General features: G+C 53.6%; 29 protein-coding genes. 20 read left to right on the top strand and 9 right to left on the bottom strand.

Going from position 1 to position 25,518, the window contains the following annotated elements:
- The first annotated feature begins 522 nt into the window (after window positions 1-522).
- The 13 genes from R6U41_RS01335 (at window position 523) to R6U41_RS01395 (ending at window position 8,973) form a co-directional block, all read left to right on the top strand.
- Window positions 523-843 carry a hypothetical protein gene (locus tag R6U41_RS01335; RefSeq protein ID WP_410268030.1) on the top strand — a complete coding sequence of 107 codons (321 nt, stop codon included), beginning with the start codon at window positions 523-525 and terminating at the stop codon, window positions 841-843.
- Between the two features lie 5 nt (window positions 844-848).
- Entirely contained in the window at window positions 849-1,166 is a 318-nt protein-coding gene (locus R6U41_RS01340) for a hypothetical protein (protein WP_410268031.1), read from the top strand.
- Window positions 1,167-1,184: 18 nt separating this feature from the next.
- Entirely contained in the window at window positions 1,185-1,748 is a 564-nt protein-coding gene (locus R6U41_RS01345; RefSeq protein WP_410268032.1) for a D-glycero-alpha-D-manno-heptose-1,7-bisphosphate 7-phosphatase, read from the top strand.
- Between the two features lie 132 nt (window positions 1,749-1,880).
- On the top strand, window positions 1,881-2,504 hold the full coding sequence (locus R6U41_RS01350; RefSeq protein WP_410268033.1) for a DUF3786 domain-containing protein: 624 nt from the start codon (window positions 1,881-1,883) through the stop codon (window positions 2,502-2,504).
- A 94-nt stretch (window positions 2,505-2,598) separates the two neighbouring features.
- Window positions 2,599-2,865, top strand: coding sequence for a hypothetical protein (locus R6U41_RS01355; RefSeq protein WP_410268034.1), 267 nt, complete (start codon window positions 2,599-2,601; stop codon window positions 2,863-2,865).
- Entirely contained in the window at window positions 2,838-3,290 is a 453-nt protein-coding gene (locus R6U41_RS01360; RefSeq protein ID WP_410268035.1) for an acetyl-CoA hydrolase/transferase C-terminal domain-containing protein, read from the top strand. The genes R6U41_RS01355 and R6U41_RS01360 overlap by 28 nt, the downstream gene beginning before the upstream one ends.
- Window positions 3,291-3,585: 295 nt before the next feature.
- The gene (locus tag R6U41_RS01365) at window positions 3,586-4,032 is read left to right on the top strand and encodes a CGGC domain-containing protein (protein ID WP_410268036.1); all 447 of its coding nucleotides are present in this window, start codon (window positions 3,586-3,588) and stop codon (window positions 4,030-4,032) included.
- A 125-nt stretch (window positions 4,033-4,157) separates the two neighbouring features.
- Window positions 4,158-4,634 (top strand): YqhA family protein, encoded by a 477-nt coding sequence (locus R6U41_RS01370; protein ID WP_410268037.1) that lies wholly within the window; start codon window positions 4,158-4,160, stop codon window positions 4,632-4,634.
- A 461-nt stretch (window positions 4,635-5,095) separates the two neighbouring features.
- The gene (locus tag R6U41_RS01375; protein ID WP_410268038.1) at window positions 5,096-5,410 is read left to right on the top strand and encodes a carboxymuconolactone decarboxylase family protein; all 315 of its coding nucleotides are present in this window, start codon (window positions 5,096-5,098) and stop codon (window positions 5,408-5,410) included.
- A 93-nt stretch (window positions 5,411-5,503) separates the two neighbouring features.
- The gene (locus R6U41_RS01380) at window positions 5,504-5,860 is read left to right on the top strand and encodes an Mth938-like domain-containing protein (RefSeq protein ID WP_410268039.1); all 357 of its coding nucleotides are present in this window, start codon (window positions 5,504-5,506) and stop codon (window positions 5,858-5,860) included.
- Between the two features lie 44 nt (window positions 5,861-5,904).
- A complete protein-coding gene (locus tag R6U41_RS01385) occupies window positions 5,905-6,459 on the top strand; it encodes a hypothetical protein (RefSeq protein ID WP_410268040.1) in 555 nt (184 codons plus the stop codon).
- A gap of 44 nt (window positions 6,460-6,503) precedes the next feature.
- On the top strand, window positions 6,504-7,295 hold the full coding sequence (gene pcaD / locus R6U41_RS01390; protein ID WP_410268041.1) for a 3-oxoadipate enol-lactonase: 792 nt from the start codon (window positions 6,504-6,506) through the stop codon (window positions 7,293-7,295).
- 31 nt (window positions 7,296-7,326) lie between these two features.
- Entirely contained in the window at window positions 7,327-8,973 is a 1,647-nt protein-coding gene (locus R6U41_RS01395; RefSeq protein WP_410268042.1) for a SidJ-related pseudokinase, read from the top strand.
- A gap of 3 nt (window positions 8,974-8,976) precedes the next feature.
- Here the strand turns inward: R6U41_RS01395 and R6U41_RS01400 are convergent, their stop codons facing one another.
- The 9 genes from R6U41_RS01400 to R6U41_RS01440 form a co-directional block, all read right to left on the bottom strand.
- On the bottom strand, window positions 8,977-10,683 hold the full coding sequence (locus R6U41_RS01400) for an FAD-dependent oxidoreductase (protein ID WP_410268043.1): 1,707 nt from the start codon (window positions 10,681-10,683) through the stop codon (window positions 8,977-8,979).
- Between the two features lie 299 nt (window positions 10,684-10,982).
- Window positions 10,983-11,546 (bottom strand): dual specificity protein phosphatase family protein, encoded by a 564-nt coding sequence (locus R6U41_RS01405; protein ID WP_410268044.1) that lies wholly within the window; start codon window positions 11,544-11,546, stop codon window positions 10,983-10,985.
- A complete protein-coding gene (locus tag R6U41_RS01410; RefSeq protein ID WP_410268045.1) occupies window positions 11,543-12,085 on the bottom strand; it encodes an acyl-CoA thioesterase in 543 nt (180 codons plus the stop codon). Before R6U41_RS01410 ends, R6U41_RS01405 begins: the two co-directional genes overlap by 4 nt.
- Window positions 12,086-12,127: 42 nt before the next feature.
- Entirely contained in the window at window positions 12,128-12,457 is a 330-nt protein-coding gene (locus R6U41_RS01415) for a ferredoxin-thioredoxin reductase catalytic domain-containing protein (protein ID WP_410268046.1), read from the bottom strand.
- Window positions 12,454-12,714 carry a glutaredoxin family protein gene (locus R6U41_RS01420; protein ID WP_410268047.1) on the bottom strand — a complete coding sequence of 87 codons (261 nt, stop codon included), beginning with the start codon at window positions 12,712-12,714 and terminating at the stop codon, window positions 12,454-12,456. Before R6U41_RS01420 ends, R6U41_RS01415 begins: the two co-directional genes overlap by 4 nt.
- Window positions 12,715-12,803: 89 nt before the next feature.
- A complete protein-coding gene (locus R6U41_RS01425; protein ID WP_410268048.1) occupies window positions 12,804-13,436 on the bottom strand; it encodes a nitroreductase family protein in 633 nt (210 codons plus the stop codon).
- A gap of 21 nt (window positions 13,437-13,457) precedes the next feature.
- Window positions 13,458-13,661, bottom strand: coding sequence for a hypothetical protein (locus R6U41_RS01430; RefSeq protein WP_181551036.1), 204 nt, complete (start codon window positions 13,659-13,661; stop codon window positions 13,458-13,460).
- Between the two features lie 52 nt (window positions 13,662-13,713).
- On the bottom strand, window positions 13,714-15,669 hold the full coding sequence (locus R6U41_RS01435) for a thioredoxin domain-containing protein (RefSeq protein ID WP_410268049.1): 1,956 nt from the start codon (window positions 15,667-15,669) through the stop codon (window positions 13,714-13,716).
- Between the two features lie 153 nt (window positions 15,670-15,822).
- A complete protein-coding gene (locus tag R6U41_RS01440; RefSeq protein ID WP_410268050.1) occupies window positions 15,823-16,185 on the bottom strand; it encodes a DVU0772 family protein in 363 nt (120 codons plus the stop codon).
- A 296-nt stretch (window positions 16,186-16,481) separates the two neighbouring features.
- On the opposite strand from R6U41_RS01440, the gene cooS reads away from it, so the two are divergent.
- The 7 genes from cooS to R6U41_RS01475 all read left to right on the top strand — a co-directional run bounded on the left by cooS (window position 16,482) and on the right by R6U41_RS01475 (window position 25,514).
- Window positions 16,482-18,446, top strand: a complete 1,965-nt coding sequence (cooS, locus tag R6U41_RS01445) for an anaerobic carbon-monoxide dehydrogenase catalytic subunit (protein WP_410268051.1) — start codon at window positions 16,482-16,484, stop codon at window positions 18,444-18,446.
- Window positions 18,447-18,579: 133 nt separating this feature from the next.
- Window positions 18,580-19,764 carry a homoserine O-acetyltransferase gene (locus tag R6U41_RS01450; RefSeq protein WP_410268052.1) on the top strand — a complete coding sequence of 395 codons (1,185 nt, stop codon included), beginning with the start codon at window positions 18,580-18,582 and terminating at the stop codon, window positions 19,762-19,764.
- Complete coding sequence (metW, locus tag R6U41_RS01455; RefSeq protein WP_410268098.1) at window positions 19,733-20,365, top strand: methionine biosynthesis protein MetW; 633 nt, start codon at window positions 19,733-19,735, stop codon at window positions 20,363-20,365. Before R6U41_RS01450 ends, metW begins: the two co-directional genes overlap by 32 nt.
- The gene (locus tag R6U41_RS01460) at window positions 20,362-20,916 is read left to right on the top strand and encodes a type I restriction enzyme HsdR N-terminal domain-containing protein (protein WP_410268053.1); all 555 of its coding nucleotides are present in this window, start codon (window positions 20,362-20,364) and stop codon (window positions 20,914-20,916) included. The genes metW and R6U41_RS01460 overlap by 4 nt, the downstream gene beginning before the upstream one ends.
- A gap of 9 nt (window positions 20,917-20,925) precedes the next feature.
- Window positions 20,926-21,774 (top strand): formate dehydrogenase accessory sulfurtransferase FdhD, encoded by an 849-nt coding sequence (fdhD, locus tag R6U41_RS01465; RefSeq protein ID WP_410268054.1) that lies wholly within the window; start codon window positions 20,926-20,928, stop codon window positions 21,772-21,774.
- A 279-nt stretch (window positions 21,775-22,053) separates the two neighbouring features.
- On the top strand, window positions 22,054-24,363 hold the full coding sequence (locus R6U41_RS01470) for a tetratricopeptide repeat protein (protein WP_410268055.1): 2,310 nt from the start codon (window positions 22,054-22,056) through the stop codon (window positions 24,361-24,363).
- The gene (locus R6U41_RS01475; RefSeq protein ID WP_410268056.1) at window positions 24,360-25,514 is read left to right on the top strand and encodes a hypothetical protein; all 1,155 of its coding nucleotides are present in this window, start codon (window positions 24,360-24,362) and stop codon (window positions 25,512-25,514) included. Before R6U41_RS01470 ends, R6U41_RS01475 begins: the two co-directional genes overlap by 4 nt.
- Window positions 25,515-25,518: the final 4 nt, after the last annotated feature.

Raw genomic sequence — 25,518 nt, forward strand, 5'->3', positions numbered from 1 at the left:
CTTCTGACAATATGGACACAACCAGTGAGCCAGTTTGGCCGGATGATACTGACAATAATAAGGCATGGGACTTCCTTGTACATGGTTTTAACAATGAGTCGATAAAACAAACAGCTGGTCAAATTACCACTAATTGATTCAATCCACAAGCATGTGTCGGCAAAAAATAAAAAGCCGCCCCACCTGAAAAACCTTATAAAGGGTTGATGGTAGGGGGAAAGGGTTGCCCCGGCCGCCGTTTCCCTGTATTGCCTTCCAATAAAACTTTTGCCCGACTGCCCTGCCCTGCCCGATAAGTCAATTTTCCATTTAAACGCAACTTTCTGGTGGGTGCTTACGGTTTGATTTTGCGATCTAATTTGTGTATACTTGTGTCTGACGGGTTTCCTTTTTTGACTATTTTATGTGGTGCAATAAAAGTATCAAAAAAGCGGCAACAGCAGCCGCCGGCGCCATGATGATTCCAAAGATAAAAACTTCAGACTTTGTCTTTCTCATCTTCGGTCAGAAGAATTATTGGATATGAAATGGCAGGCTTTTCAGCAGCTGACAAGAAGTATCGACGATGCCAAAACACGTTATATGCTTACGAAAGATTTGAAAGGAAGTATTCCATATTCAACCATTGCGAAAGAAATAAAAGAAAAAATGAAATCTGATAAAACCAGGACCTCCTTGCCGGAGCTTAATTTGATATCTGACGATGATCTGGGTTTGCATAAAAATAATCTGGAAAAACGCATAGGCCATTTCGGAAAACCGGCTGCATTGCTTTCCACCAGGTTGCGTAAAGCCGGGATAGAAGAAGATTATATATATTTTTATTTTTCAAGGATGGATTGATTTGGATGACGCCGGAAAAGGATTCTTCGGCGAAACTGTTGCGCCAGCCGACTTCGCAAACCCGGCAGCTGAACTTTTTGTTGGCCCATAAAGGAAAGCAAGAAAATGATCGCCCGGATTTCGACATATTTTATTTGTACTTCCATGAAGTATACCCCGGGACGGTGCATTACACTGATAAGATCGAAATCAGCGCCGGCTTGCTCTCACCGTTGATCTGGCTTTTTGCGCATGTTTTTTACCGGCATCGTCAGCGACGCTGGAAATTATTGCTCGAAAGGCCAAGGGGTTTTGGGAAATACTCTCCCGGAGATAAGGGTTAAAACAAGGCGTCTGACTCCATGGCCATTGAAAACAACATAAAGCGGCCCGCGGTTTTTCTGGACAGGGACGGTACCATTATCGAGGACCGGGGCCACCTCTGCCGGCCTTCGCAGGTGACATTTTTTGCAGAAACCGTTTCTGCCCTGCGCCGATTAAACGAGCACTTTGAGCTGTTTATCGTTACCAATCAGTCCGGCGTTGCCAGGGGATTGCTGACCATGGACGATGTCGGGTGCGTCAATGGGCATGTGGTGTCTTGCCTGGCCGAATGCGGAATCCGGATCACGGATACCTACGTCTGCCCTCATGATTCTTTAGACGGATGCGAATGCATCAAGCCAAAGTCCTATTTTCTCAAAAAGGCGGAAAAGGAGCACGGAATCGATCTTTCCCGGTCATTTGCGATAGGGGATCATCCCCATGATGTGGCGTTTGCGGAAAACGCCGGTGCACGCGGCGTTTACGTTTTGACCGGCCACGGAATGAAGCACCGGCATGAACTTTGGAAAGATGCCGTGACCGCCGCCGGGATAGAGGAGGCCGCTAATATCATTTGCGGAAATCCAGCAGCCGGCCGTTAAGCGAAACGTTCGACTCCGCATAACAATCAACAGGGAGTTTACCTCAATATGAATTTATATTTCATAAAAAGGAATTGCTGCCCTGGGTGGAAGAAATCAACGCGGCGATTAACCTATAGAGGTATAAATCAAATGGCGTCATCTCAAAAAGGATTGTTCCGGCGGGCGGACCAAATACCAGCGGCATCATGGATCGATCTGTGCAATCGTCCGCCTCAACAGGCAGCAGAGGCTGTCGGTGCGGTATGGGATGGCCAATTCTTCAAAGTGCCGCTGTTGGGTGTCCAATATATCATTGATCCCGCTAATCAGCGAATCAATATGGAAGGCAATGCCGATTATCCGGTCAGTTATCAGGCCGGCATTATACTGCTAACCACCTTATCTGTTTCCAAGGGAGTGCCGCCCAGTGGACGGATGACTGTGCCGCAGGAACTTCCCGGCGGACGAATGTTTTTTACCGGAGCGCATGCTGTTGCATCCGGGCCATTGGCCAAACAATTCGAAAAAGCTTCGGATCATTTGCTCCATCGTGCCCTTGAAATCGGCGGTGAATTGATTGAGGGAGCCGACATTGCGATTCGATTGCCCGGGTTGCCATACGTACCCCTATACATTTTATATTGGCGAGGAGATCAGGAGGTTGCTGCCAGAGCAATGATCGGAATAGATGACAGAGCCTATTTTCATCTTGACTTGGCTGGTGTCTTTGCTTTGACCAACATCCTTGTATTCAAATTTTGCAGAGTTGACTGAAATTGATCCCCCGGGCGGTTGTGCGGTATGGCTGTCAGGGGGCGCTGCGCATCAGCGCTAAAAAAACAGACGAACAGGCATTTTTTAAAGGGAAATGAGCATTTATTCAGCTGTCAACCTGCCGCCCGTGCCTGCGGTGACAAATTTTCCGGAAAGCTTCATTTATATTGACTGGCACTGGAGCAAGCTGACCCGGATCCTGCACCAGGAAGTCAATCCCATCTACTATTGCCCCATTCAGTATCACCGGGGGCCTTTCTACTACCGGCACCTGACCGACAGCCGCAAATACCGGACCGTGGATCACAGCCGGGAGACAGACAGGCGGCACAAATGGATTATACCAACGATCCGCGAGTGATTTCACAAAACGATAACATGGTCAGCATCAACAATGCTGTTCAGGTGGATCTGTTCTCCCAGGTCAATGCGGAGAGCTCGGGCGGCAAACAGATTTCCGGAAACGGCGGCATGTGGGATTTTGTCCTGGGTGCAAGCTGGTCCAAAAACGGCCGGAGCTTCATTTGCCTGGCCTCGACCTACACGGACGCCGGCGGCAATCTCCAGTCCCGCATCGTCCCTGCGCTTGCCCAGGGCAGCATTACCACGATTCCCAGGCAGATGGTGGATACCATTGTTACCGAATACGGCAGTGCCCGGATGACCGCCTGCCCGACCTGGATGCGCGCGGAAAAACTCATCAGCATCGCCCACCCCGACTTCCGCGAAGAGTTGATCCAGGAGGCTAAAAAATGGGGAATCTGGCGTCAGTCCAACAAAAAATAAGGGCTCAGAGGCCGCATGCCAGAAAAATAAGCGCATGCTCCCCTTCCTGGATTTCCCCTTCCGGTCCGGGACAGGGAGTTATTTCCCGCAGAGTGGATATGCGGAGCAAACCCTCCGAGGCAGTGTGCCCCGGTGAAAGGGAATCAAAGAAAACAAGGCAATATTTGTTTGAAAAATTCAGCGTTTCGGTTAAACTCTTCAAAAAGCGGGCCCTATTGGGGTAACCTGTTGGCGTCAGGTCGGGCCGGTGAAGATACACAGGCGATCAATCCATCAAAAATTGAAAGGAATGGAAATGGATTCAAAGATAAAAATTGGCATCATTATCTGTGATCGTTACCGCCGCTGTGCGGGTGGAAAGTGTTTCCGGGCCATGAGAAACAAGGAGGGGGCTTTTGATATATACCAGGACAGAGACGTTGAGCTGGTGGGTTTTACAACCTGTGATGGCTGTCCCGGGGGCAATATCGAGTATGCGGGCGAAGAGATGGTGAAAAATGGCGCAGAAGTTATTCACCTGGCAACCGGTCTGGTGGTTGGCTATCCTCCCTGTCCCTACATTGAAACATTTAAGGCTTTTCTTGAAAAACGCTATGCGGTCAAAGTCGTTGTCGGCACTCACCCTATCCCGAAAAAATATCTTGAAATGCATACGCATCTCGGGACATGGGAAGACCCTGCGTGGAAGCCGCTTATCGCGCCAACCATGAGTGATGAAACCATCCGTGAAAGTTACAATTAAACGCCATTGACCGAATTGCCGCCGGCATGGCCGGCATGACAGACAGCCCGGATTTTGGTTCAGCCCGATAAAACCGGCGCTTACTCTTTTTGGCACGCCTTTTGTTGACATCAAGGGATAGCCGGATGATCGAAAAAATTTTCCAGAGCAGCCGTTATCTTGTGTTGATCGCGATTGCAGCCGCGTCGGTATCTGCGATTGTATTGTACTTTGGAAGTTTGAGTGTTTTGATCCATTTGCTAATGGACCTGCTCCAGGAAGTTCCCACAACTACCGAGAGCGGTAAAATGCTTGCTGTTAAGCTGTTAAAAATATTAGACTTGCTGCTTATCGCCATTACATTGCAAACGATTTCCGTAAGTCTCTATCGGCTTTTCATTACGCCATTGCGGGTAGAGAACAGCACCTTTCTTAATGTCTTGAATATCAAAAGCTTTCACGATCTGAAAATTACGATTATTCAGGTTTCAATCGTGATCTTGGTGATCCTTTTCCTTGAGCAGGCAGTGGAGCTTGGCGCCAGGTCGGAAATATTATACTTTGGTTCTGCCGTGGCACTGGTCATATTGGCATCTGTTTATGCAACGCGGCACATGAGGTAAAGGGCAGCGCATGAGAAAAACCCATGCCCGAAAAACCCGATCATAAAAAAGCCGTTAAAGGTTGCCAGCGGTTAAACAAGCGGCTGCAAAAAATCAGGGCGAGACCATGATTCCACAGATAACTGTCAGAACCGAGACCGGGATATTGCCGACGGCAGCGTTTTTGTGCGCAAATGGACGCCTGCGGGCGCTACAGACGGCTCACCGGTGGTGCTGTTGCATGACTCGCTCGGATTCGGAAAATCCACTGCCCACAAGGCCCTGCCCTCTTATGATTTTATTTTGGAGAAAGCTTCTGGTTTCATGGAAAAGCATTTTCCGGCTTTTTCAAGGCCGGTGGTTGACGGCGAAAGAACAAGGATTGTTTGACACATCTGAATTACAAGGCATCTTTACAAAAAGAGCCGTCCACCAGAATTGGTGACACGAAAACCATGAAAATTGAAAAAGGAGCAAAGACAATGTCTGAAAAGGCACTGCCCAAAAACTACCAGGTAATGGAATCTGAACATCCCAGGCTGATGAAGGCCGTCTCCGAGCTCGGTCTGGCAGCACGTTCCGAAGGTCCGCTGGATGAAAAAACCGTTGAGCTCATTCAAATGGCCGCTGCAGCCGCCCTCCGGCTGGAAGGGGCCGTGCACAGCCATGCCCGCCGGGCGCTTAAGGCCGGGGCAAGCCGGGAGGAAATCCACCACGCCCTGGTTGTGCTCACCTCCACCATGGGTTTTCCCTCAGTGGCCGCAGCCATGAGTTGGGCCCGGGATATCACCGACTGACACCACCAGTGATCAAAAGTTCATGGCCCATGATAAAATCAGCCGCGTCCATGAGACGGATGGCCCGGATTTACGAAATTGCAAAGGTTTGTTATGACGCATCCCAGAATTGATCATTGCGCTTTTGGTCAAATGACGATTAACGGAAAAACCTTTTCCTCTGACCTGATCATTGATACAAACGGAAACGTTCGGGACAACTGGCGCCGCCGCCAGGGCCACAACCTTGTGCCCGAAGACCTGGGGCCGCTGACAGACGACATCCCTGAAAAACTCATCATCGGCACAGGGGTCAGCGGGCGCATGTCAGTAGCCGAATCGGTCAGGGAGGCATGCCGAGCCCGGGGAATCGCGGTCGAGGCGTACCCCACTGCTGAGGCGGCGCAGAAATTCAATGAAGCTGTTGAAACAGGCGCCCTGGTGGCTGCAGGCTTTCACCTGACCTGCTGAAAAACCAATTGACATCAATCATAATCAAAAAGGAAGCACGCATCATGGACAAGCAAGACTGCATACTGTTTAGCGGCGGCACCAAAGGCGCCGAGGCGGAATTCGGGGCGAATGCCGAGCGGTTTGGGATAGAGGAAGTCAATTTCTCGTTTGAGGGACATGCCATTGTCCGCAGCCGCGGAATACGGGTGCTGACCCAGGAAGAGCTGAAAAACGGGGATGTGAGCCTGGAATATATCTCAAGGCTGATGAACCGGCGCTATGCCAAAACCCCGATGATCCGCAAGGTTCTGCAGAGCATCTGGTATCAGATCAACAGCGGAAGGGAAATCTACGTTGTCGGGGAAATCCTGGATGACAAGACAGTAAAGGGCGGCACCGGCTGGGGTGCTGAGTTTGCAAAACTTTGCAACAAGCCGTTATATGTCTTTGATCAAAAACAAAACGCCTGGTTTGAATGGAACACGACAGACTGGATCGAGTGCAAAAAAGACCAGCCGGTGGTCACCCAGCCCCGTTTCACGGGAACCGGGACCCGCTATCTGGAGGAAAACGGCAAAAAGGCCATAGCCGAACTGTTTGACAGAACCTTTGGATAGCCGGTCAGCCTTAAGCGCAGGGGGCAGAAAACAAGGAGGTTGCCATGCAGGCAGAAGCAAACGGCATAAAAATCCATTACGAACTCACGGGACCGGCGTCCGCACCGGTTGTCATGTTAAGCCATTGCCTGGCCGGGACCATGGGCATCTGGGACTTTCAGATCAAGGCCCTTGAAAAGCAATACCGGGTCCTGCGCTATGACCTGCGGGGCCACGGCACAACGTCGGCACCGGACAATGACTACAGCATGGAAATGCTGGCATCCGATGCCGCAGCCCTGCTTGATGCACTGGAAATCCAACGCGCGCACTTCATGGGCATCAGCCTGGGCGGCATGCTCGGCCAGAGCCTGGCCCTGATGCACCCGAAAAAGGTCTCTTCCCTGATTCTTTGCGACACCGCCTGCAAAATCCCTCAGGAAACCCATCAGGACTGGGAAGAGCGCATTGCCGCGGCCCGGCACAACGGCATGGCCGCCCTGACAGACGGCACCATGCAGCGATGGCTAAGCCCGGAGTTTCAAAAAGCGCATCCGGATATTGCGGAAAAAATCAGAAACATGATTCTGGCCACGCCGGTGGCCGGGTTTGCCGGATGCTGCCGGGCCATCCGGGATTTTGACGTCAAAGACAAAATCAGCCGAATTTCCGTGCCGGTGCTGATCATAGTGGGTGAAAACGATCCGGGAACCCCTGTTGAAATGTCACAGGAGATCCGGGATGCCATGTCCGGGGCGGAAATGGTGACCCTGGCCCAAGCCTTTCACCTCAGCAACATCGAGGCGGCAGAGCCGTTTAACCAAACCGTGGCCGATTTTCTGGCAAGGCAACAATAAAGGGATCTGGGGCAAAACATGGCAAAACCGCTTGACCAATCCGGGCCATGGCGGTAAAAAGCCGGCAGCCATGTACTCCTGGAACCTACAAAACGAATGCATTGAAGCCGAAAACTATCTGGCCGGCCGCCGGAGCGATTTTACGGCCACTTACATGCAGGTGGCCAATATCCAGTACATCATCGAAACCCGGCCCGAGATTGTCACCACCGGCACGGTCCATGCGCTTTGCTGCGTGCTTGAAGGAAACGAGCACGACAGCCAACGCCAGGTTTTTTTCCTGTTTAAAAAGGCGGCTGACGCCATTGCGGACATCATCTCCCGGGCGCCGGAAAAAGAGGTGGCCCACACGGCCGGAAAAACCCTCTCCCGCCTGCTGGCCGCACACAACGGCCATCGGTTCAGGGCCGTGGCAGAAGCCATGGGCGCCCTGCCCGCGGCGGAAAACCTCCGCAAACAGACCGCTTATCAACTCCCGGAACCCACAGTCGAACCGGTGTGCGATATTTCAGCCATTGTTGGCAGGCGGCCGGTGGATATGCTGCACTGGATGGGAAGAAGCGCCATACTCAAAGACCCGGACCGACCCGAAAGCATTCTGGTTCTCAAATTTGCCCGCACCGGGCAGAAGCTCTCGGAGCTGGCCGCAGAGACGTTCTGGATGCAGCAGTTGTCCCGGCTGGAACTGCCCGCCCCCTTTGCCTTTGACATTCCCCGGCCGGCTGTGGTTCAACACGCGCCGGTGATATTCCGCATCGAGGATAAAACCCTTGCGATCCCCGAGGGCGCAGACATCGACAGGCGCCGCCACGCCATTGCGTTTCAGACCGGGCCGGACTATTTTTCCTATCCCAATCACCCGGTCAACGGAAAAATGCCCGGCATGGAAGAATGCCGAACCATTCTGGCAAGAAATGCAGGCATTTTCGGACATCTGGCATCCCTTGGCATCGTCCACACCGCCCCGATCCCCCTTTTTCACAACCGGGTACAGCGACAGCGCAGAAACGATGCAGGGCTTTATCAATGGCGGCGCGCCGGCCGCCTGGATCAGTGGCTGGCATCATGCCGGTTTCCCAACATCAGCAAAAGCGGCATCCGGGACTTTGAACACTTCATCGCCTTTGACGGCCCCACCCGCCAGCTCTACGACCACATCGGCACCCATGTGTTGAGCCTGGTTCTGGTAGCCGGCAGCTACTGCAGAAACCATGATGAGGCCAGAATCGGCGTGGATGACAAGGGGTGTGCCGTGGACGCCCGGGATTTGTTTGACCGGCAATGGCTCAGCCATGTGCTCATCGATATTTTCAAGGCCTATTATCAGGGCTTTACCCAAACGGCCTTCTGCGCGGACCTGCCCTTTGACCCCCAAAATTTGAGCCGCCGGCTGATCGAGGAGATGGGTGTTGACCGGCACATGGAGGAGATCTTGCGAATTACCGAACAGGAAGCCATGAGTGATACGCAATTCAGGCGGTTTCTGGAAAGCCGGGGTTTTGATTGGCTCTTCATTGAGGACCTCCAAAAAGGCAGCCAGGACATCCACATCCTTACCGGACCGCATCTGGGCGGGTTTAACCAAGCCATTTCCGTTCCGGAGCTTATCGAATACACGGCCGCCCTTTCGGCCCTGTGCATCATGGACCGGTTCTGCCGGCAGCGGTTTGCCGCATAACCGCTAAAAACGGATCCCACACTCCTTCATGCCGGCCACGCCCGTGGCCGTGTTTAAGGTATCAGTAATGCCGCAGGCCGCCAGGTTAATCTGGGCCTCAAAGGAGCGCACCCCGGTATTGCATACCAGCACCAGGGTCTTGTCCTTGGGCACCTCGTTGATCCGGGCCTGAAGCTGATCATGGGGGATGCTTTTCCAGATATCCGGATATTTTTCCTCAAAGGGCTTGGCATCGGCTTCGGCCCGGCAGTCCAGGAAAAAATATTTTCCGCAGTCCCGGTTGTTCCAGCACTCTGCAAAGGCTTCTGCATCAACGGGCTTGTACCGGCCTTCCAGATAATTTTCAGCAGCATTGCCAACTGCATTGACAATGTCCATGGCAGAGGCAAACGGCGGCGAATAGGCCAGTTCCAGGTTGCTCACATCCTCAACCGTGGGCTGGTAGGCCAGGATGGCAGCCACGGCGTTGACCCGGGCATACATCCCGCTGGACTCCCCGCCGAAGCCCTGGATGCCCAGCACCCGCCGGGTCTTTTGATCCACCACCAGCTCAAGGAAAATAATTTCCTTTTCCGGGTAAAAATGGGCCCGGTCAAACTGGCTCACCTGGATGCCCACTGCGTCAAAGCCTTCTTTGCAGGCCCGCTCCGGGGTCAGGCCGGCACCGGCTAAGGCGCCGTCAAACAGCTTGACCACAAATGATCCCACCGCTCCCTTGAAACTGGCGTCTCCGCCGGCCATATTGGTTCCGATCACCCTGCCCTGGCGGTTGGCAATGGAGCCCAAAGGATAAAATCCCGGCTTTCCGGTAATCAGGTTGGTGACCTGCACGCAGTCGCCGCCGGCGTATATATCCGGATCAGAGGTCTGCATCCGGTCGTTGACCACAATAAAGCCGCCAGGCGCCACCTCCAGGCCCGCCTCTTCGGCCAGTTCCCCGTTTGGCTCAATGCCCACGGCGGAAATCACAAGGTCGGCCTCCAGGGTGCGGCTGCCGGTTTTCACCGCTGAAACCCGGCCATCAGTGCCCTCGATGGCCTCAACGGCCTCGTTGAGGTAGAAGGTAACACCGTTTTCCTCCATCCGGCGCTGAGCCATCTGAGCCAGGTTGCGGCTGACAAAGCCGGGCATGATCTGGCTGCAGTATTCCACCACCGAAGTTTCGATTTCCCACATGTCGGCCAGGGCCTCGGCCATTTCCAGACCAATGAACCCGGCACCGATAATCACGGCCTTTTCCACCTGACCGCCGGTGACCAGCTCCTTGATGGCCATGGCTTGGTGAAGGCTGCCCACGCTGTAGACGTTTTCAAGATCCATTCCGGAAATGGGCAGATTCTTGGCCCTGGTGCCGGTTGCCAGCATCAGCTTGTCATAGGAAAGATCGGTTTCCTGCCCGTCTGACTTGCGGACCCGGACGGTCTTGTTTTGCCGGTCAATGGACAGTGCCCGGGTGCCGGTCATGGCTTCAACACCCTTGTCGTTTTTGAAAAACGCCTCATCGCGGACCATATGAAAGCTGGTGGAGCGCAGTTCCTTTTCATCGGTGACATCGCCGGAGACATAATACGGAATGCCACAGCCGCCGTAGGAAATATAGGTATCCGCGTCAACAAGGATCACCTCTGCATCCTGACGAAGACGCTTAAACCGGCAAGCTGCTTTGGAACCTGCTGCCACCGCACCGATCACCACTACACGCTCTGTCATAACAACCCCCTTTTATTCGTACGCTATGTTTGATGGCACCGTAAAGTCCAATATCTGCGTTACGCGCAATTTCTCAGAATTTCACGTACGGATAAGTACTCTGCATTCTTCGAAATTGCGCAAGCCTTGATCTTGAACTTTTTACGGCACCATCTGAAATCAGACTGTTTACGATGCCATCATGTTTTGTCAGTCAGAAACAAATTTGAGCATAAGACTGAAACTAGATACTATAGGGAATTTCCGCAGGGCAATGCAAGGGGATTTTCCGCAAAACCATCTGAAACAGGCGAAAATGGCTATTCCCCGTAACTCCAGGAAAGAATCAGTTCCCGCTGCATCACGCTTTGGGGTGAGGCCATGGAAGCAGTGGCCGTATGGCGGCGAAGATCATCAATGGTATCCAGCAGGCTGGGATCGGCCGGATGGCCGTGCCTGACAAGGTAGGCGCCCACCACCGTGCCGGTGCGGCCGATGCCGGCCCAGCAGTGAACGTAAACCGGCTTTCCATGGGCTATGGCGGCATCGATTTCATCGAGGATCTCCATGAGCTTTTTACGGTCCGGAATATCAAAATCCCGGACCGGAATGGAGGAATAAACCGCTTCAATTCCCTTTTGACGGGCCACACGGCGGACCACTTCCTCATAGGGGGGATGATGCAGGCTCAGGCGTCCGATTTCCTGGGGTTCGGTCAGATCCACGATTTTGCGGATGCCTGCGGAAAAAAGCGCCTCCAGCCGCTTTCCGGATTGCTCCGGGGTGTAGGACAGCGGATATTCACCGGCCATCAGCCGGTTTTTTTCCACCCAGTAGGCATTGCGAAACGGCAGTTCCCGGGGTTCTTCCTGAATATCGGTCATTTGGCGTTTTCTTGGAAGAATTTTTCTTCGGATTCTTTCTCAGAAGTTTTTTCGGCCAGCCGAGCCTTGCGCCGGGCCATGGCCTCTTTGTTGCGGCGCTTTTCTTCCGGGGTGCGGACAATGACCGGGGCAATGGGCCGGGGCTTCATCTGCGCATCTAAGCCCACATAGGTAATGTAGGCCGAAGCAATGTGGCGGCGCTGGCCGCTGAGCAGGGTTTCGGCCTCCACGCGCACGCCGATTTCCATGGAAGTGCGGCCGGTCAGGTTCAGGCTGGCCGAAAGGATCAAAAGATCTCCGACAAATGCGGGGTGATGAAAATCCAGACGGTCAACGGACGCAGTGACCGCGTTGCACCGGGAATGGCGGATGGCCACCACCCCGGCGGCGTTGTCAATGAGCTTCATGATGGTGCCCCCGTGCACGTTTCCGGCCGGGTTGGCATCTGCAGGCTGCATGACCTGGGAGACGATCACCATGCTGTCTTTGACCGGCTTGCCCCCGGATTCCGGTTCAGGGCATGCGGATGTATCTGTCATGAAACAAGGACTCCATAAAAGATGGTATTGCAGAATCCGGCATTAAAACATCTTTTCAACAGGCCGCCGTTCCGGGACAACCACATGAGGGATGGTTTCATTGTTCCACGCCTCGCTGACATACAGGTGGCAATAGCAGCTGCCGTATTCCCGGACATCCGGCTCCCGGTAATCACACGGGCAGATAATGTCTTTGTCCTTTTCCAGGTCACCGGAAGCCAGCCGGCAAGGACAGCTCATGTGGCCGTAGCGCTCCTTGTTGGCCAGCAGACCCTGGAGCAGCTCAAAAACCAGCTCGCGGTCCTTGTTGAAGTAATAACCCTTGGGCTCCTGAACCTTTTTGAGCTTTTCATACAATTCTTGGACATTCATGAGATTCCCAGCGCCTCCTTGATTTCATCTTCCTTGTAACCGACAATGACTTTTTCGCCGATCCGGATGGTTGGAAACGAGCAGCGGGGATTTAACGCCTTGACATCCTCGAGCACCGTTTGACGCTCCTCGCTGTCGAGCAGATCCACCTCCACGGAATCATAGCTGACATTGCATTCATTGAGCAGCGCTTTTGCCTTTTTGCAGTGTCCGCATGTACTTAATGCATATACCTTAACATCTTGTTCATCTGTCATATTCACAGCTCCTTGCCGCATCGGGTCAACCTGGATTTTCAACAAGCGGCCGGTCAATCACACCCGGGTTGATCAATATATCGGTGTTTTCACTCAAACCGCACAACCAATTCCTCGTAGGATTTGCGCCATTTTGCCGGCAGCAGGGTTTTGTCTGCCCTGAAATACCCTAGGGACAAAAGCAGCGGAATCCAGTAATTTGCCGGGATATGAAATTCCTTTCGCACACCCTCGATATCAAAGCCGTCCATGGGATGGGTGTCCACGCCCAAATCCTTGGCCGCAAGCATCAAAGACATGGCGAAAAAACCGGTATTTTTGCAGGCAAAGGCCACCTGCCGGTCGGCACTTGCGCCGTAGAGGTTCTTGCAGGCATCATGGAACCACTCCCGCTGGGACTCTGACATCATACCGATTTTCACAAGGGAGTCAAAATTTTTCTCCACAAAGGGGTGCCCGGCCTGCCAGGCATCCATATCCGCCAGCACAATCAGGGTCACCGGGGCTTCGCTGACCTTGGGCTGATCCCATGCGTGCTTCTGCAGGCGCAGTTTCTCCTCATGGTCGCGCAGGACCATCAGGCTCCAGGGCTGCAGGTTGAAGCTTGACGGAGCCTTGGCCGCAGTTTCAATGATCTGGCGCAGCACATCATCAGCCACGTCCTTTTGGGGATCAAAGAAATTCACCGCCCTGCGGTTGTCCATGACCTGTTTGAAATCCATTCCCGCTCCTTTCCCGGCCTTCTATTTCATGGCTTGGCATTCCTTGTCCCACTCCGGGCAGGCATCTTTCATGGCCACTTCGTATTTTTCCATGCACTGGGAGCATTCCAGTTTTGCGTTGGGCACATTGCCGAATTTTTTCTCAATCTCCTCAGGGGTCAGATGCATCACGGCACTGCACCCGCACTGGGGGCATTTTGCTTTTAAGCGGTATTGTTTGGCCATAACGAAACCTCCTTTGCTGTCATAAATCAATTGCAATTGTTATCCGGGTTCATCAGGACGGAACGTCCACTGAGTCCTCCTGTATTTCCAGAAACCGTCCAAGGGCGGAAAGCAGCCGGGGCGCACTTTGGGAATTTTGCCGGAGCCGCTTTTCCGACGCCTGAAACGTCTTTTGCGCCGCCTCGTAAAAACGCTGATCATCGGTGATCCGGAAAAGCCGGACACAGTTTTGAGCAGCCACTGAGTTGGCTGCAGGAATCACATTGTCAATTAAATCCCTGGGCCGCATGATCAAATATTTATCCTGATCGGCTGCGGTCATGAAAAACCCGCCCTGTTTGTCATCAAAAAACAAATCCAGCATGACAGCCCCCATCTGCCGGGCCTCCCGGAGGTATACCGGATCAAGGCCATGTTCATAAAGATCAAGCAGGGACTGCACCAGCATGGCATAATCGCCGGCCATGGCAAAAACCGCTCGCTGCCCGTCAGCCCATCTCCGATAAAGCCGGCCATCTTGTGAAACCATGCGGTTCAGGATAAAATCAACCGCCTTTTGGGCCCGGTCCAGATAAGCCGCATCCCCGAGAATCCGGGAGGCTTTGACCAGGGCCGATATCATCAGCGCGTTCCATTCAACAAGAATTTTTTCATCCCGAAAGGGCCGAGGGCGGCGGTTTCGGGCCGTGCGCAGCTTTTCTGCGGCCTGTCGGACAAGAGATTCAACCGTTTTTTCATCCATACCGGTCTCCCGGGCCACCTGCCCGATGCTGCGCGCTTCATACAGGATGTTTTTGCCCGAAAATTCACCGGACGGATCGGCCTTGACATTGCCGTTTTCCCCCACTCCGTAATACCGGCAGAAGATCTCGGATTCATTTTTGTCCAGAATGGAATCAATTTCTAATTTTTTCCAGATATAAAATGCGCCTTCGGCCTTATGGCCGCCAGGTGCCTGTGAGTCCGGCTCCGAAAGATCCAGGGGATAGCTGTCAGCATCTTCTGCGGAATAAAATCCGCCCAGCTCATGGGTCATGTCCCGGTGGATGTAGTCCAGGGTTTGCACGGCAATGCTGGCAAAACGGCTATCGCCTGTAATCTCGTAGGCCTCGAGCAGCACCGGGATCATCTGGGCGTTGTCATATAGCATTTTTTCAAAATGGGGCACGTGCCAGGCATTGTCTGTGGCATACCGGTGAAATCCGCCCCCGAGATGATCGTAAATTCCGCCCTGACTGATCAGTGAAAGGGTGTGGACAGCCATGTCCAGGTATTTTTGACCGTTTTGCGCCCGATTGTTGTCAAACCGCAGACGGCGGTAATAAAACAACAGAAACCGCAGGACCGCAGGCATGGGAAATTTGGGCGCCCGGCTGAAGCCCCCCGCATCCGGATCATAATTTTCGGCAAAACCGGCTGCAGCCGCATCCAGAAGGGTCTTGTCCGGACGGTTTGAAGCGGCACCGGCTTCCATGTCCTGGAGATGGGCCTTTACCGCAGCAGTGATATTTTCCGCAGAGGTCAGCAGTTTCTGCCGCTGTTCAGGGTCCTGCCAAGCCCGGCCAACGGATTCCACAACCTGCTTCCAGGAAGCCATGCCAAAGCGCTGTTGGGTCGGAAAATACGTGCCCCCGAAAAAAGGTTTGGCATCCGGGGTTAAAAACACATTCAAAGGCCAGCCCGCCGATCCGGTCAGGGCGGACACGGCCGTTATATAAATCTGATCCAGGTCCGGGCGCTCTTCCCGGTCGAGTTTGATACTGACCAGGTTTTCGTTCATGATCCGGGCGGTTTCCGGGTCGGAAAAGGATTCGTCTGCCATCACGTGACACCAGTGGCAGGTGGCATACCCGATGGAGACCAGCACCGGCTTGTTTTCTGTTCTGGCCTTTTCAAAGGCCACATCCCCCCAGGCGAACCAATCCACAGGATTGTCTGCATGCTGGAGCAGATAAGGGCTTTTTTCATTTTTCAGCCGGTTTGCATTTGTGCTTTGATATACTGCCATATGGATTCCTTGTTTTTTCCAAACATAATATGCCAGAAAAATTTTGCCACCCGATTCCTTTAAGCAAACCAGCCGCCCGGGCGTATTGATTGTATCCTGACACAAAAATGTATCATGTTTTAAACCTGCGAGACATAAAATCCTGTCATCTGCTCAAACACCGGCCAGTTGCCCTTCCAGCCACTGGCGCACCTCGCCCTCAATGGCATAAACGCCCTTTTGATGCCCTGTATCATGGCGAAAACGCCGGACCAGCCAGTCCGGCATGGCAATTTTGGCCAGTTCCTCTGCCTGCTCGGAATTGCGGCGGATCAGGTAAATCACCGGCAGTTCATCCCATGCGTAAACCACGAAATAATGCGAAACATCTGACTTTGAGCGAATCACGTACTTTCCGTAAACCCAGTTGTTACCCCATTCCAGGTACAGCCGCACGGCTTCTTCCGGGGTCATTTCCCAGTCGATCTCATTGATAATTCCAGGCTGTCGGCGCAGCTGCTCAATGTCTGTCATCATTGGATTTTCTCCTTTTTTCGGTAAAAATGGATCTTCAAATTCCAATCCCGGCATTTTTCCTGCTATACACAAAATGCACGAACCATGCCTTTTAACTCTTTTTTGGGTGAAATCATTGTCAAAGCACCCCCGTCACCAGAACATGGTCTTTTCCGCAGTGTCGTCAAAATTTCATGGCATGTTTCTTGAAATATGTTTACCAAGTATTATTATTTGAAACATTCACGCGTAATGCGCCGGACGAACCGGCGGGAACAGGCTTATTCAAAAGCCAAATCCATTTAAACGGAGGTTGTATGGATACGAAAAAAACCAAGGAAAAAACCCTTCCTGACATCAAAGACATCACCATTTGCGAATCCACCGGCAAAATGATTGAAAAGGCCAGAAAAGACGGGGTTGAACTGTGTTTTGACCGGGCAGCGACCATGAAGGCCTGCCCCATCGGCGCAGACTCGGCATGCTGCAAGCACTGCTCCATGGGCCCCTGCCGGTTAAATGCCAAGGACCCCTACGCAAAAGTGGGGGTTTGCGGAGCAACCATTGACACCATCCAGGCCCGGAACTTCGGGCGCATGATTGCAGCCGGAGCAGCCGCCCATACGGACCACGGCATGGCCATGCTGGATCTGTTCCGGGAAGTGGTCAACGGCAAGATCAAGGAATACACCATAAAGGATCCCATCAAACTCAATGAAGTCGCCGCGTCCATCGGTATTGAAACCGAGGAGCAAACCACCGAGGAAGTGGCCCATGCACTTTATGAACAACTGGAAAGAACCTATACCCAGGTGGAAGGCGAAATCCCCTTTGTCAAACGGGTTCCGCCCAAGACCCTGGAAAGCTGGCGCAAGCTGGGCATCGTGCCCCGGGGCGCCATGCGCGAAATCATGGAAATGATGCACCGCACCCACATAGGCGTGGACCAGCATTATGAAAACATCATGAAACAGGGAAACCGAACGGCTTTGTCCGACGGCTGGGGCGGCTCCATGGTGGCCACGGAAATCTCTGATATCCTGTTCGGCACTCCTGTGCCGGTGGCCGCGGAAGTCAACATGGGGGTGCTCAAGGAAAACCAGGTCAATATCATCGTCCACGGACATGAACCCAACCTGTTTGAGTCCATGATGGCCTCTGTCAACTCCCCGGCCCTTATCCAGGCGGCAAAGGACGCCGGGGCTGAAGGCCTCAATCTGGTGGGCATGTGCTGCTCTGGTGCGGAAATGCTGTCGCGCCACGGCATCCCCCATGCCGGCAACTTCACCTCCACTGAGGCAATCATGGTCACAGGTGCCGTGGACGCCATGGCCGTGGATGTGCAATGCATCCAGCAGGCCCTGTCCAAGGTGGCAGACTGCTACGGCACCTATCTGTTTACCACCAACCCCCGCTGCCACATTGAAGGGGCCGAACATATCGAGTTTCACGAGCACGACCCGTCCTCGTGCACCGATGAAGTGGTCATCAAGGCCATTTCCCGGTTCAAGTCCCGCAAATACCCGGTGCAGATTCCCAATATCCGCAACACCGGTATTCACGGGTTTTCCTATGAGTACATCAATTACATGCTCGGCGGAACCTTCCGTGGCTCTTATACGCCGCTGAATGACAACATTATCAACGGCCGGATCCGTGGTGTGGCCGGAGTTGTGGGATGCACCAACCCCCGGGTCAAGCAGGACTGGGTACACGTAGAACTGGTCAAGGAGCTGATCCGAAACGACGTGCTGGTGCTCCAGACCGGATGTTCCCAAATCGCCCTGGCCAAGGAAGGCCTGTGCTCACCTGAAGCGGCATACCTGGCCGGCCCGGGCCTGAGTGAAGTCTGCGAGGCCGTGGGCATGCCCCCTGTGCTGGGCATGGGCTCCTGTGTGGACAACAGCCGGATCCTGATCGCCGCAAGTGAAATGGTGAAGGTTGGCGGTCTGGGCGAAAGCATTGCCGAACTGCCAGTGGCCGGAGCAGCCCCGGAGTGGATGAGTGAAAAGGCCATTTCCATCGGCCAGTACTTTGTGGCTTCAGGGGTGTACACGGTATTCGGGGTCACTTTCCCGGTCACCCAAAACACCCGGTTCCACGATCTGCTCTTCAATGGCCTGGAAAAACAGGGCCTGGGCAAATGGGGCTTTACACCGGATCCCTATGAAATGGCGCAGAAAATGATCGCCCATATCGACGCCAAGAGAAAGGCCCTGGGCATTCACAAAACCCGGGAGCGCAAACTCGTGGACATGGCTGAGCGCCGGGAACTGGCATAAACCACAAACCGCATGTTTTGTTTGAATCCGCAGGGATTCTGTAGTATCAAATAAGCACATGAAAAACCAAGGGGGGATCGCTCATTGATGAGGTCCCCCCTTGATGTATCATAAAACAAGCAGAACCTTTGAGATGAGTGAATACATCACCCATGACCAATCCGGCCGGTCTGTGGGCATTGTGGAAAAGCAATTTTTCACCTTTGCCCAGCCGCCGGACGAAATGCCCCTTGACAGCGGCGCAAGGCTCGGGCCCGTCACCTTGGCCTATGAGACCTACGGCACCCTGAATCCTGACCGCAGCAACGTGGTGTTGGTCCTCCACGCCCTGACCGGAGACAGCCATGCGGCAGGCTATTATTCGAAAGATGATGACAAGCCGGGCTGGTGGGAAAACATGATCGGCCCTGGCAAGGGAATTGATACGGACCATTATTTCGTGGTCTGCTCCAATGTGCTGGGCGGATGCATGGGTTCAACAGGGCCCTGTTCTGTCAACCCGCAAACCGGCATGCCCTACGGCATGGATTTTCCCTTTGTCACCATCGGTGACATGGTCCGGGCCCAGAAGGCCCTGATGGAGCACCTGGGCATTGAAAGGATTTTATGCCTCATTGGCGGGTCCATGGGCGGCATGCAGGTGCTGCAATGGTGCGTGCAGTATCCGGAAAACGTCTGCGCGGCCATTGCCCTGGCCACCACCATGCGCCACTCCGCCCTGGCCATTGCATTCAACGAGGTGGCCCGCCAGGCCATCGCAGCCGACCCCAACTGGAACCAGGGCGATTATTACGGCAAAAAACAGCCGGATGTGGGACTTTCCGTGGCGCGGATGATCGGGCATATCACTTACCTGTCAGACGAGGCCATGCGCCGGAAATTCGGACGGCGCCTGCAGGACAAGGAGGATTTTTCATACCAGTTTGACGTGGACTTCCAGGTGGAAAGCTATCTACGCCACCAGGGGGCCAAGTTTGTGGAACGCTTTGACGCCAACTCGTTTCTCTATATCACAAAGGCGGCTGATTATTTCGACCTGACCCGCTTTAGAGGGGCGGATTCCCCGGTAACCGTCTTTTCCGCAAGCCGGGCAAAATTCATGGTTGTCTCTTTTACTTCTGACTGGCTCTATCCCACCTACCAGTCCAGGGAAATGGTCCAGGCCATGAAAAAAAGCGGGCGGGACGTGAGTTTTTGTGAAATCGAGGCGGAATGGGGCCATGATGCCTTTCTGCTGCCCAATCAACGACTGACCAATCTGGTCAGAGGGTTTATCGACAGTGTCTATGAAGATACCGGAAAACAAACTGCGCTTTGACCTCCAGGTGATCGCCGCATGGATCACCCCCGGCTCCCGGGTTATCGGCCTTGGCTGCGGCGAGGGCGAACTGCTGGCCTACCTCAAAAACCACAAACAGGTCCGGGAAACCGGCATTGAACTGGTGGAGGAAAAAGTGGTCAGGTGCATTGAGAAGGGACTAAGCGTCATCCAGGGCGATATCAACCAGGAAGTCCATGATTATCCTGCAGGAGCCTTTGACTACGTGATCTTAAGCCAGACCCTGCAGCAGGTCTATGACCCCCTGACACTGATCCGCTCCATGCTGCGCATCGGCAAGCAGGCCATTGTGAGTTTTCCCAATTTCGGTCACTGGCATGTGCGCCTGCAGGGGCTTTTTACCGGCCACGCCCCGGTAACGCCGCAGCTGCCCTATCAATGGTATGACACCCCCAATATCCGGATTCTGTCCATCATGGATTTCCGGGCGTTTGCCAGGGAAATGGGATTTACGATTCAAAAGGAAGTGGCCATTAACACGGACAAGCAGGACAAAAGCGGCCGGATCGTGACGGCCTTTCCCAACCTGCGGGCCACCTATGGTATTTTTCTCATCAGCAGGAAAAAAGACCGGTTATGAGAACCCACCACCTGATTTTGGGAAAAACCACGGATTTTCTCACGGGCCAAAGCCTTGTTGATACCCATGATGAAAGACGGCGGCAGCAGCTTGCCCGGTTTCTGGTCGAAGAAAAAGGCTATGCCAAAAACGAAATACAGGCCCGGCAGCAGATGCAACTGGAACTCGACAAAAAGAGCGGGCAGGTGTTTGTGGATTTTGTCGTGCATGCCGGTGACAACCCCCTGATGCTGATTTTATACCGGCCCGGCTCTATTGTGTCGCGCAGACGCACGGCCGTGGCTGCAGCCCGCATTTTTTATGACAAAGCCATTGCCCGGGCAGTGGTGACCAACGCAGAGGATGCCGAGATCATTGACACGGCCACGGGGCGGGTAACCGGCACCGGCCTGGAAGCCATTGTTTCCAGAAGTGATGCGGTCCGGGTGCTGGAAAGTCAAGAGCCATTGGTGCTCTCGGCGCAGCGCCGGCAAAAAGAAAAACAGATCCTTTTTGCCATGGAAGTGCTCACCCAAAGGGAGTGCGACGAATATACCTGTCAAAACATATAAGTGGATAAAATGAGTGAAACCGCCCAACCCACCCATGTCATGGCGACCTATGCCGAATATGCAGAAGACCGGCGCAAGGAGCGCAGCCAGGCTTTGATCACCGAAGAACCCCTGTCCATACGCGTGGCCGGCAGCCCCTACTCGGTTGTCATGCGCACACCCGGAGATGAAAACGCCCATGTGGCCGGATTCTGCCTTGCCGAGGGGCTTGTGGATCACCCGGAGGACATTGTCACCATCAGCTTTTGCACAGAGGACCAGACCAACGTGGCCACCCTGACCCTCACAGAAGAGCGGCGCATTCAGGCGGCCGGGCTGCTGGAGCGCAAAGGCTTTGTCAGCCAGACCAGCTGCGGCATCTGCGGCAAGGAAGTCATAGAAGACATTGCCCGGGTTCTTGTCCCGGTCAAGGCGGCCACTGTTTTTCCTGTCAGCCGTATTATGGCCGGCGTGGAGCAACTGCCCGACTATCAGCCCCTGTATCGCAAGAGCCGCAGCTCCCATGCGGCCGTCATTTTCAGCCACTCCATGGAACCCATGGCTGCTGCCGAAGACGTGGGAAGACACAATGCCCTTGACAAGGCCATAGGCAAAGTGTTTATGCTAAACCAGATTCAAAACGCATGTCTGGCCATCATGTCTTCCAGGCTCAGCTACGAACTGGTGCAAAAGGCGGGACGCGCCGGCCTTGAAATGCTTGTGGGCATATCCCGGCCCACGGCCCTGGCAGTGGAACTGGCCCGGTCGGTGAACATGTCCCTGGCCTGTGCAAAAGACGGAAGATTGATGGTATTTTGCGGGGATCACAGAATCGGGCACGCCGAAAGCCGGAAGATTCAGGCACAAAACCCCAAATAAGGATTTTTATCATGCCCTTTGTCAACGTCCCCGGCCTGAAAGGCAAAGTCTACATTCCGGACCAGGATCCTGATACACCCAAAAAAAATCCCTGTCCGGACTGCTTTTCCTGCCAGATGTGCGCCGACACCCGATGCCACGTTTGTTTACGGCAGAAAGGGCATAAACATGCATGTGCATGCAGCACTCCGGAAACACCGCAATCATCCTGCCACTCCCTTTTGGATCAGCAAGATAAAACTCCTTAGAATCATTGATTTGTCAAAGGATACGCCAATCATGTCAAAGACGCGATTGTTGTTTGTTATCCTGGTTGCTTTGTGTTTTTGCCTCGCATGCCAGGATCCTGAAGAACGGCGCAAGCAGACGCATTATGACCAGGCCCGCAAATGTTATGACAACCAGGATTATGTCTGCGCCCGTGATGCCCTTCAAAAGGTAATCGAGATTGATCCCGAGTTTGCCCCGGCCTATTCCAGTCTCGGGGAAACCTATCTTCGCCTCGGCAATGTGGGAAAGGCATTTTCCATTTTTAAAAAGGCCGGAGAACTGAATCCGGACAACAGCGATATCCAGCTCCGTCTGGCCACCCTTTATCTTCTGCAAAAGGATTTTTCCCGGGCCAAGCAATTGCTGCAGCGCGTGCTGAAGCAGGAGGAAAACAATCTGTCCGCCCTGTTTCTCATGGCCGGTATCAATACCCAGGAACATGATCTGGGAAAAGCCGTGGATATCTACGAACAGATCATCGATATTGATCCTTCAAGGGAGCGGGCCTACACATCCCTGGCCAGCATCGCCATCCAGCGACAGGATCCGCTGCGGGCCATTGAAATTCTCAAAAACGGCATTGACCAAAATCCGGAATCCCTGCCCCTGCGGCTGGGGCTTTATGAAATCCACGCCCGGTCCAACAACATGGACAAGGCCGAAGAGATTATCAAAGAGGCTCTGGCCGTCCGCCCGGATGAACCCAAGCTGTACCTGATCCTGGCCAATCACTTTGCCAGCCGGTCCAGGTGGGAGGATGCCGAAGAAACCTTTCAAAAGGCCATTGCCGCCAATCCGGCCAATATCCGCTCCTACCTGGCAGCCGCCTCATTTTATACAAAGCAGGACCGCCGGGAAAAGGCATTGGCCCTGTACCAAAAGGCCCTGTCTTTGCAGCCGGAAAACATCGGACTGATGCTGGCTTTATCGGATTTCTACATCAGCTGCAACCAACTGGAAAAGGCCAGGCACCATATTAACAGGGCCCTGGAAAAAAAGCCGGATTATCTGCCAGCCCACCTGCTCAAGGGCCGCGTGCTCATGGCCGAACGGCAGTACAATGACGCCATTGCCCTGTATGCAGATCTGCGGGAAAATTTTGCCGAACCCGATAAAGTCAACTATCTCCAGGCCATGGCCCATCTGCAGGCCGACGAGGTAAACGCCGCCAAGACAAGCCTGGCCAAAATCGGACCCAAAAGCCCGGAATACCCGTCCGCCCGGCTGATGATGGCACGGATCTACTACTCGGAACGCAACCTGGCCCAGGCCATGGAAGCCTGTAAGCAGGCCCTTGCGGTATCTCCGCAGAATTTGCAGGCCCTGGCCATGCTCGGCGACATCCATGCCAGCAAGCAGGATTACAAAACCGCAGAGGCTTTGTTCAAACGCATGATTACCATTGCCCCGGCCAATCCGGCCGGCTATTATAACCTGGGCCTCATCTACCGACTGCACAAGGACTATCAAAAAGCCGGTTCCGCATTTGAAGCCGCAGTGGCCCGGGACCCGAAACACTTGCAGGCATTTGTCAATCTTGTGGAGATGCTCATTGCCCAGGACAAACTGGACCAGGCCATTGCACGCTGTGATCACCGCATTGAAAAATTTTCCGGAAAACCCCAAAGCCTGGCCCCGGTCCTTTATTTAAAAGGCCGGCTCATGCTGCTGCAAAACCGGCCCGCAAGGGCCGAATCCCTGTTCAAACAGGCCATTCTGCAGGATGACAATCATCTGCCGGCCTACTATTCTTTGGCTGAACTCTACATCCAGGCCGGAGAAGGCAGCCGGGCCATTGCAAATTTCAAAAAAGCCGCCGGTGAAAATCCTGACCAGGTAATGCTGCCCATGATGCTTGGCATTCTGCATTATATGCGTCAGGAAGATGAAAAAGCCATGGCCGGCTACAGGCGCGCCCTGGAGATCAACCCGGATTTTGCTCCGGCTGCCAATAACCTGGCCTACCTGCTGGCAGAAAGGCAGGAGGATTTAAGCCATGCCCTGGACCTGGCCAAACGGGCCAGGGCAAGTATGCCCGATGATCCCAGGGTGGCAGACACCCTCGGCTGGGTTTACTATAAGATGGGCCTTTATGATGCAGCCGTGCGGGAATTTTCCGCAAGCCTGGAAAAGCTGCCGGCCAATCCCACAATCCTTTATCACCTGGCCATGACATATCACAAAAAGGGCGACTTTAGACGGGCGCAATCCACCCTGGAAAAAGCCCTGAGGTTTGAGGAGCACTTCGAGGAAGCCGAGGAGGCGCGCAGACTGCTGGCCAATCTGAAAAAACAAAAACCGGATACCGGGGTCCAATGAAGCACCTGCCGTTTAAAATTATCATCCTGTGCATTCTGCTGCCGCCGCTTTTGTACATGGCCACGGTATCCGCACTGGAACGCTATTTTACCGGCTATTACGAAAAAGCTGTCAGCAATGTCTATCTCTCTGAGATGAATGCCGTGCTGGCCGGCTCCCTGCATCTGTCTGATGCGATCAATGATTCGGTTTCATCGTACATTGACAGCAACCGCCTGATTCGCATGGGCGTCAAGGTCGATGTCACGGTGGCCACAAACCGCGGAACAATTCTGTATCCACCTGTTTTTGAGGATGAAATAGACGAATCCATGGGCTCAGATTCCACGAAGATCGCGCAGCAGAATTTTCAAATGCTGGACAAGGGACTGTCCCTGGAGGTGGAAGCCACCATTGAGCCGCTTTCCATTTTTTCCGGGGCCGTGCTCATGATTTATATTCTGCTGTTTGGCGGCGGCCTGTACGTGAATTACCGGATGGCCGTGGCCAGAATCCGGCGGGAAGACCGGGAAAAAACCGATGAACTCGAACGCCTGCACAACCTGGAAACCGAGTATGCCCGGCAGGTGGATAAGCTCGACTCCGAACGCCGAAACCTGATGAACGAATACACGGAACTGAAACAATCCCTGGATGCCCAGCGCCGGGAGGCCGAGCAAAATGAAGAAGACATGTTCGAGGAAATCGAGGATCTGGAAAAACGGCTTTCCCAAAACCTTTCAGAGCAGCAGCAGCAGCAGGATGAAATCTCGCGGCTACAGCAGCAGCTCACAGAACTGGAAAAACTCCGGGAAAACGTGGACCGTCAGAAGGAAAAGGAAGCCGAGCGGCTGGGCAAACGCTTTAAAGCACTTTACAAGCAGGTGGAAATGTATGACCGCGCTTTGCGCGGCATGACTGAACTCACTGAGGACATGGCCCTGAAGGCCGAAGAGGTCATCCACCAGTTAAATGATGATGCCTCCATGGTGACGGTCAAGCGCAAGGTGTTTAACAAAAAGGGCAAGGCCACGGTTTTTGAGGTGGTTTTTTCCTACAATGGCCGGCTTTATTTCAGCAAGACAGATGCCAACCAGATCCACATCATGGCAGTTGGCACAAAAAACACACAAAACCGGGACCTGGCCTACGTAGACCGCATGGCGTCGTAAAAAA

The organism is Desulfosalsimonas sp. (assembly GCF_046483245.1).
Classification (GTDB): domain Bacteria; phylum Desulfobacterota; class Desulfobacteria; order Desulfobacterales; family Desulfosalsimonadaceae; genus Desulfosalsimonas.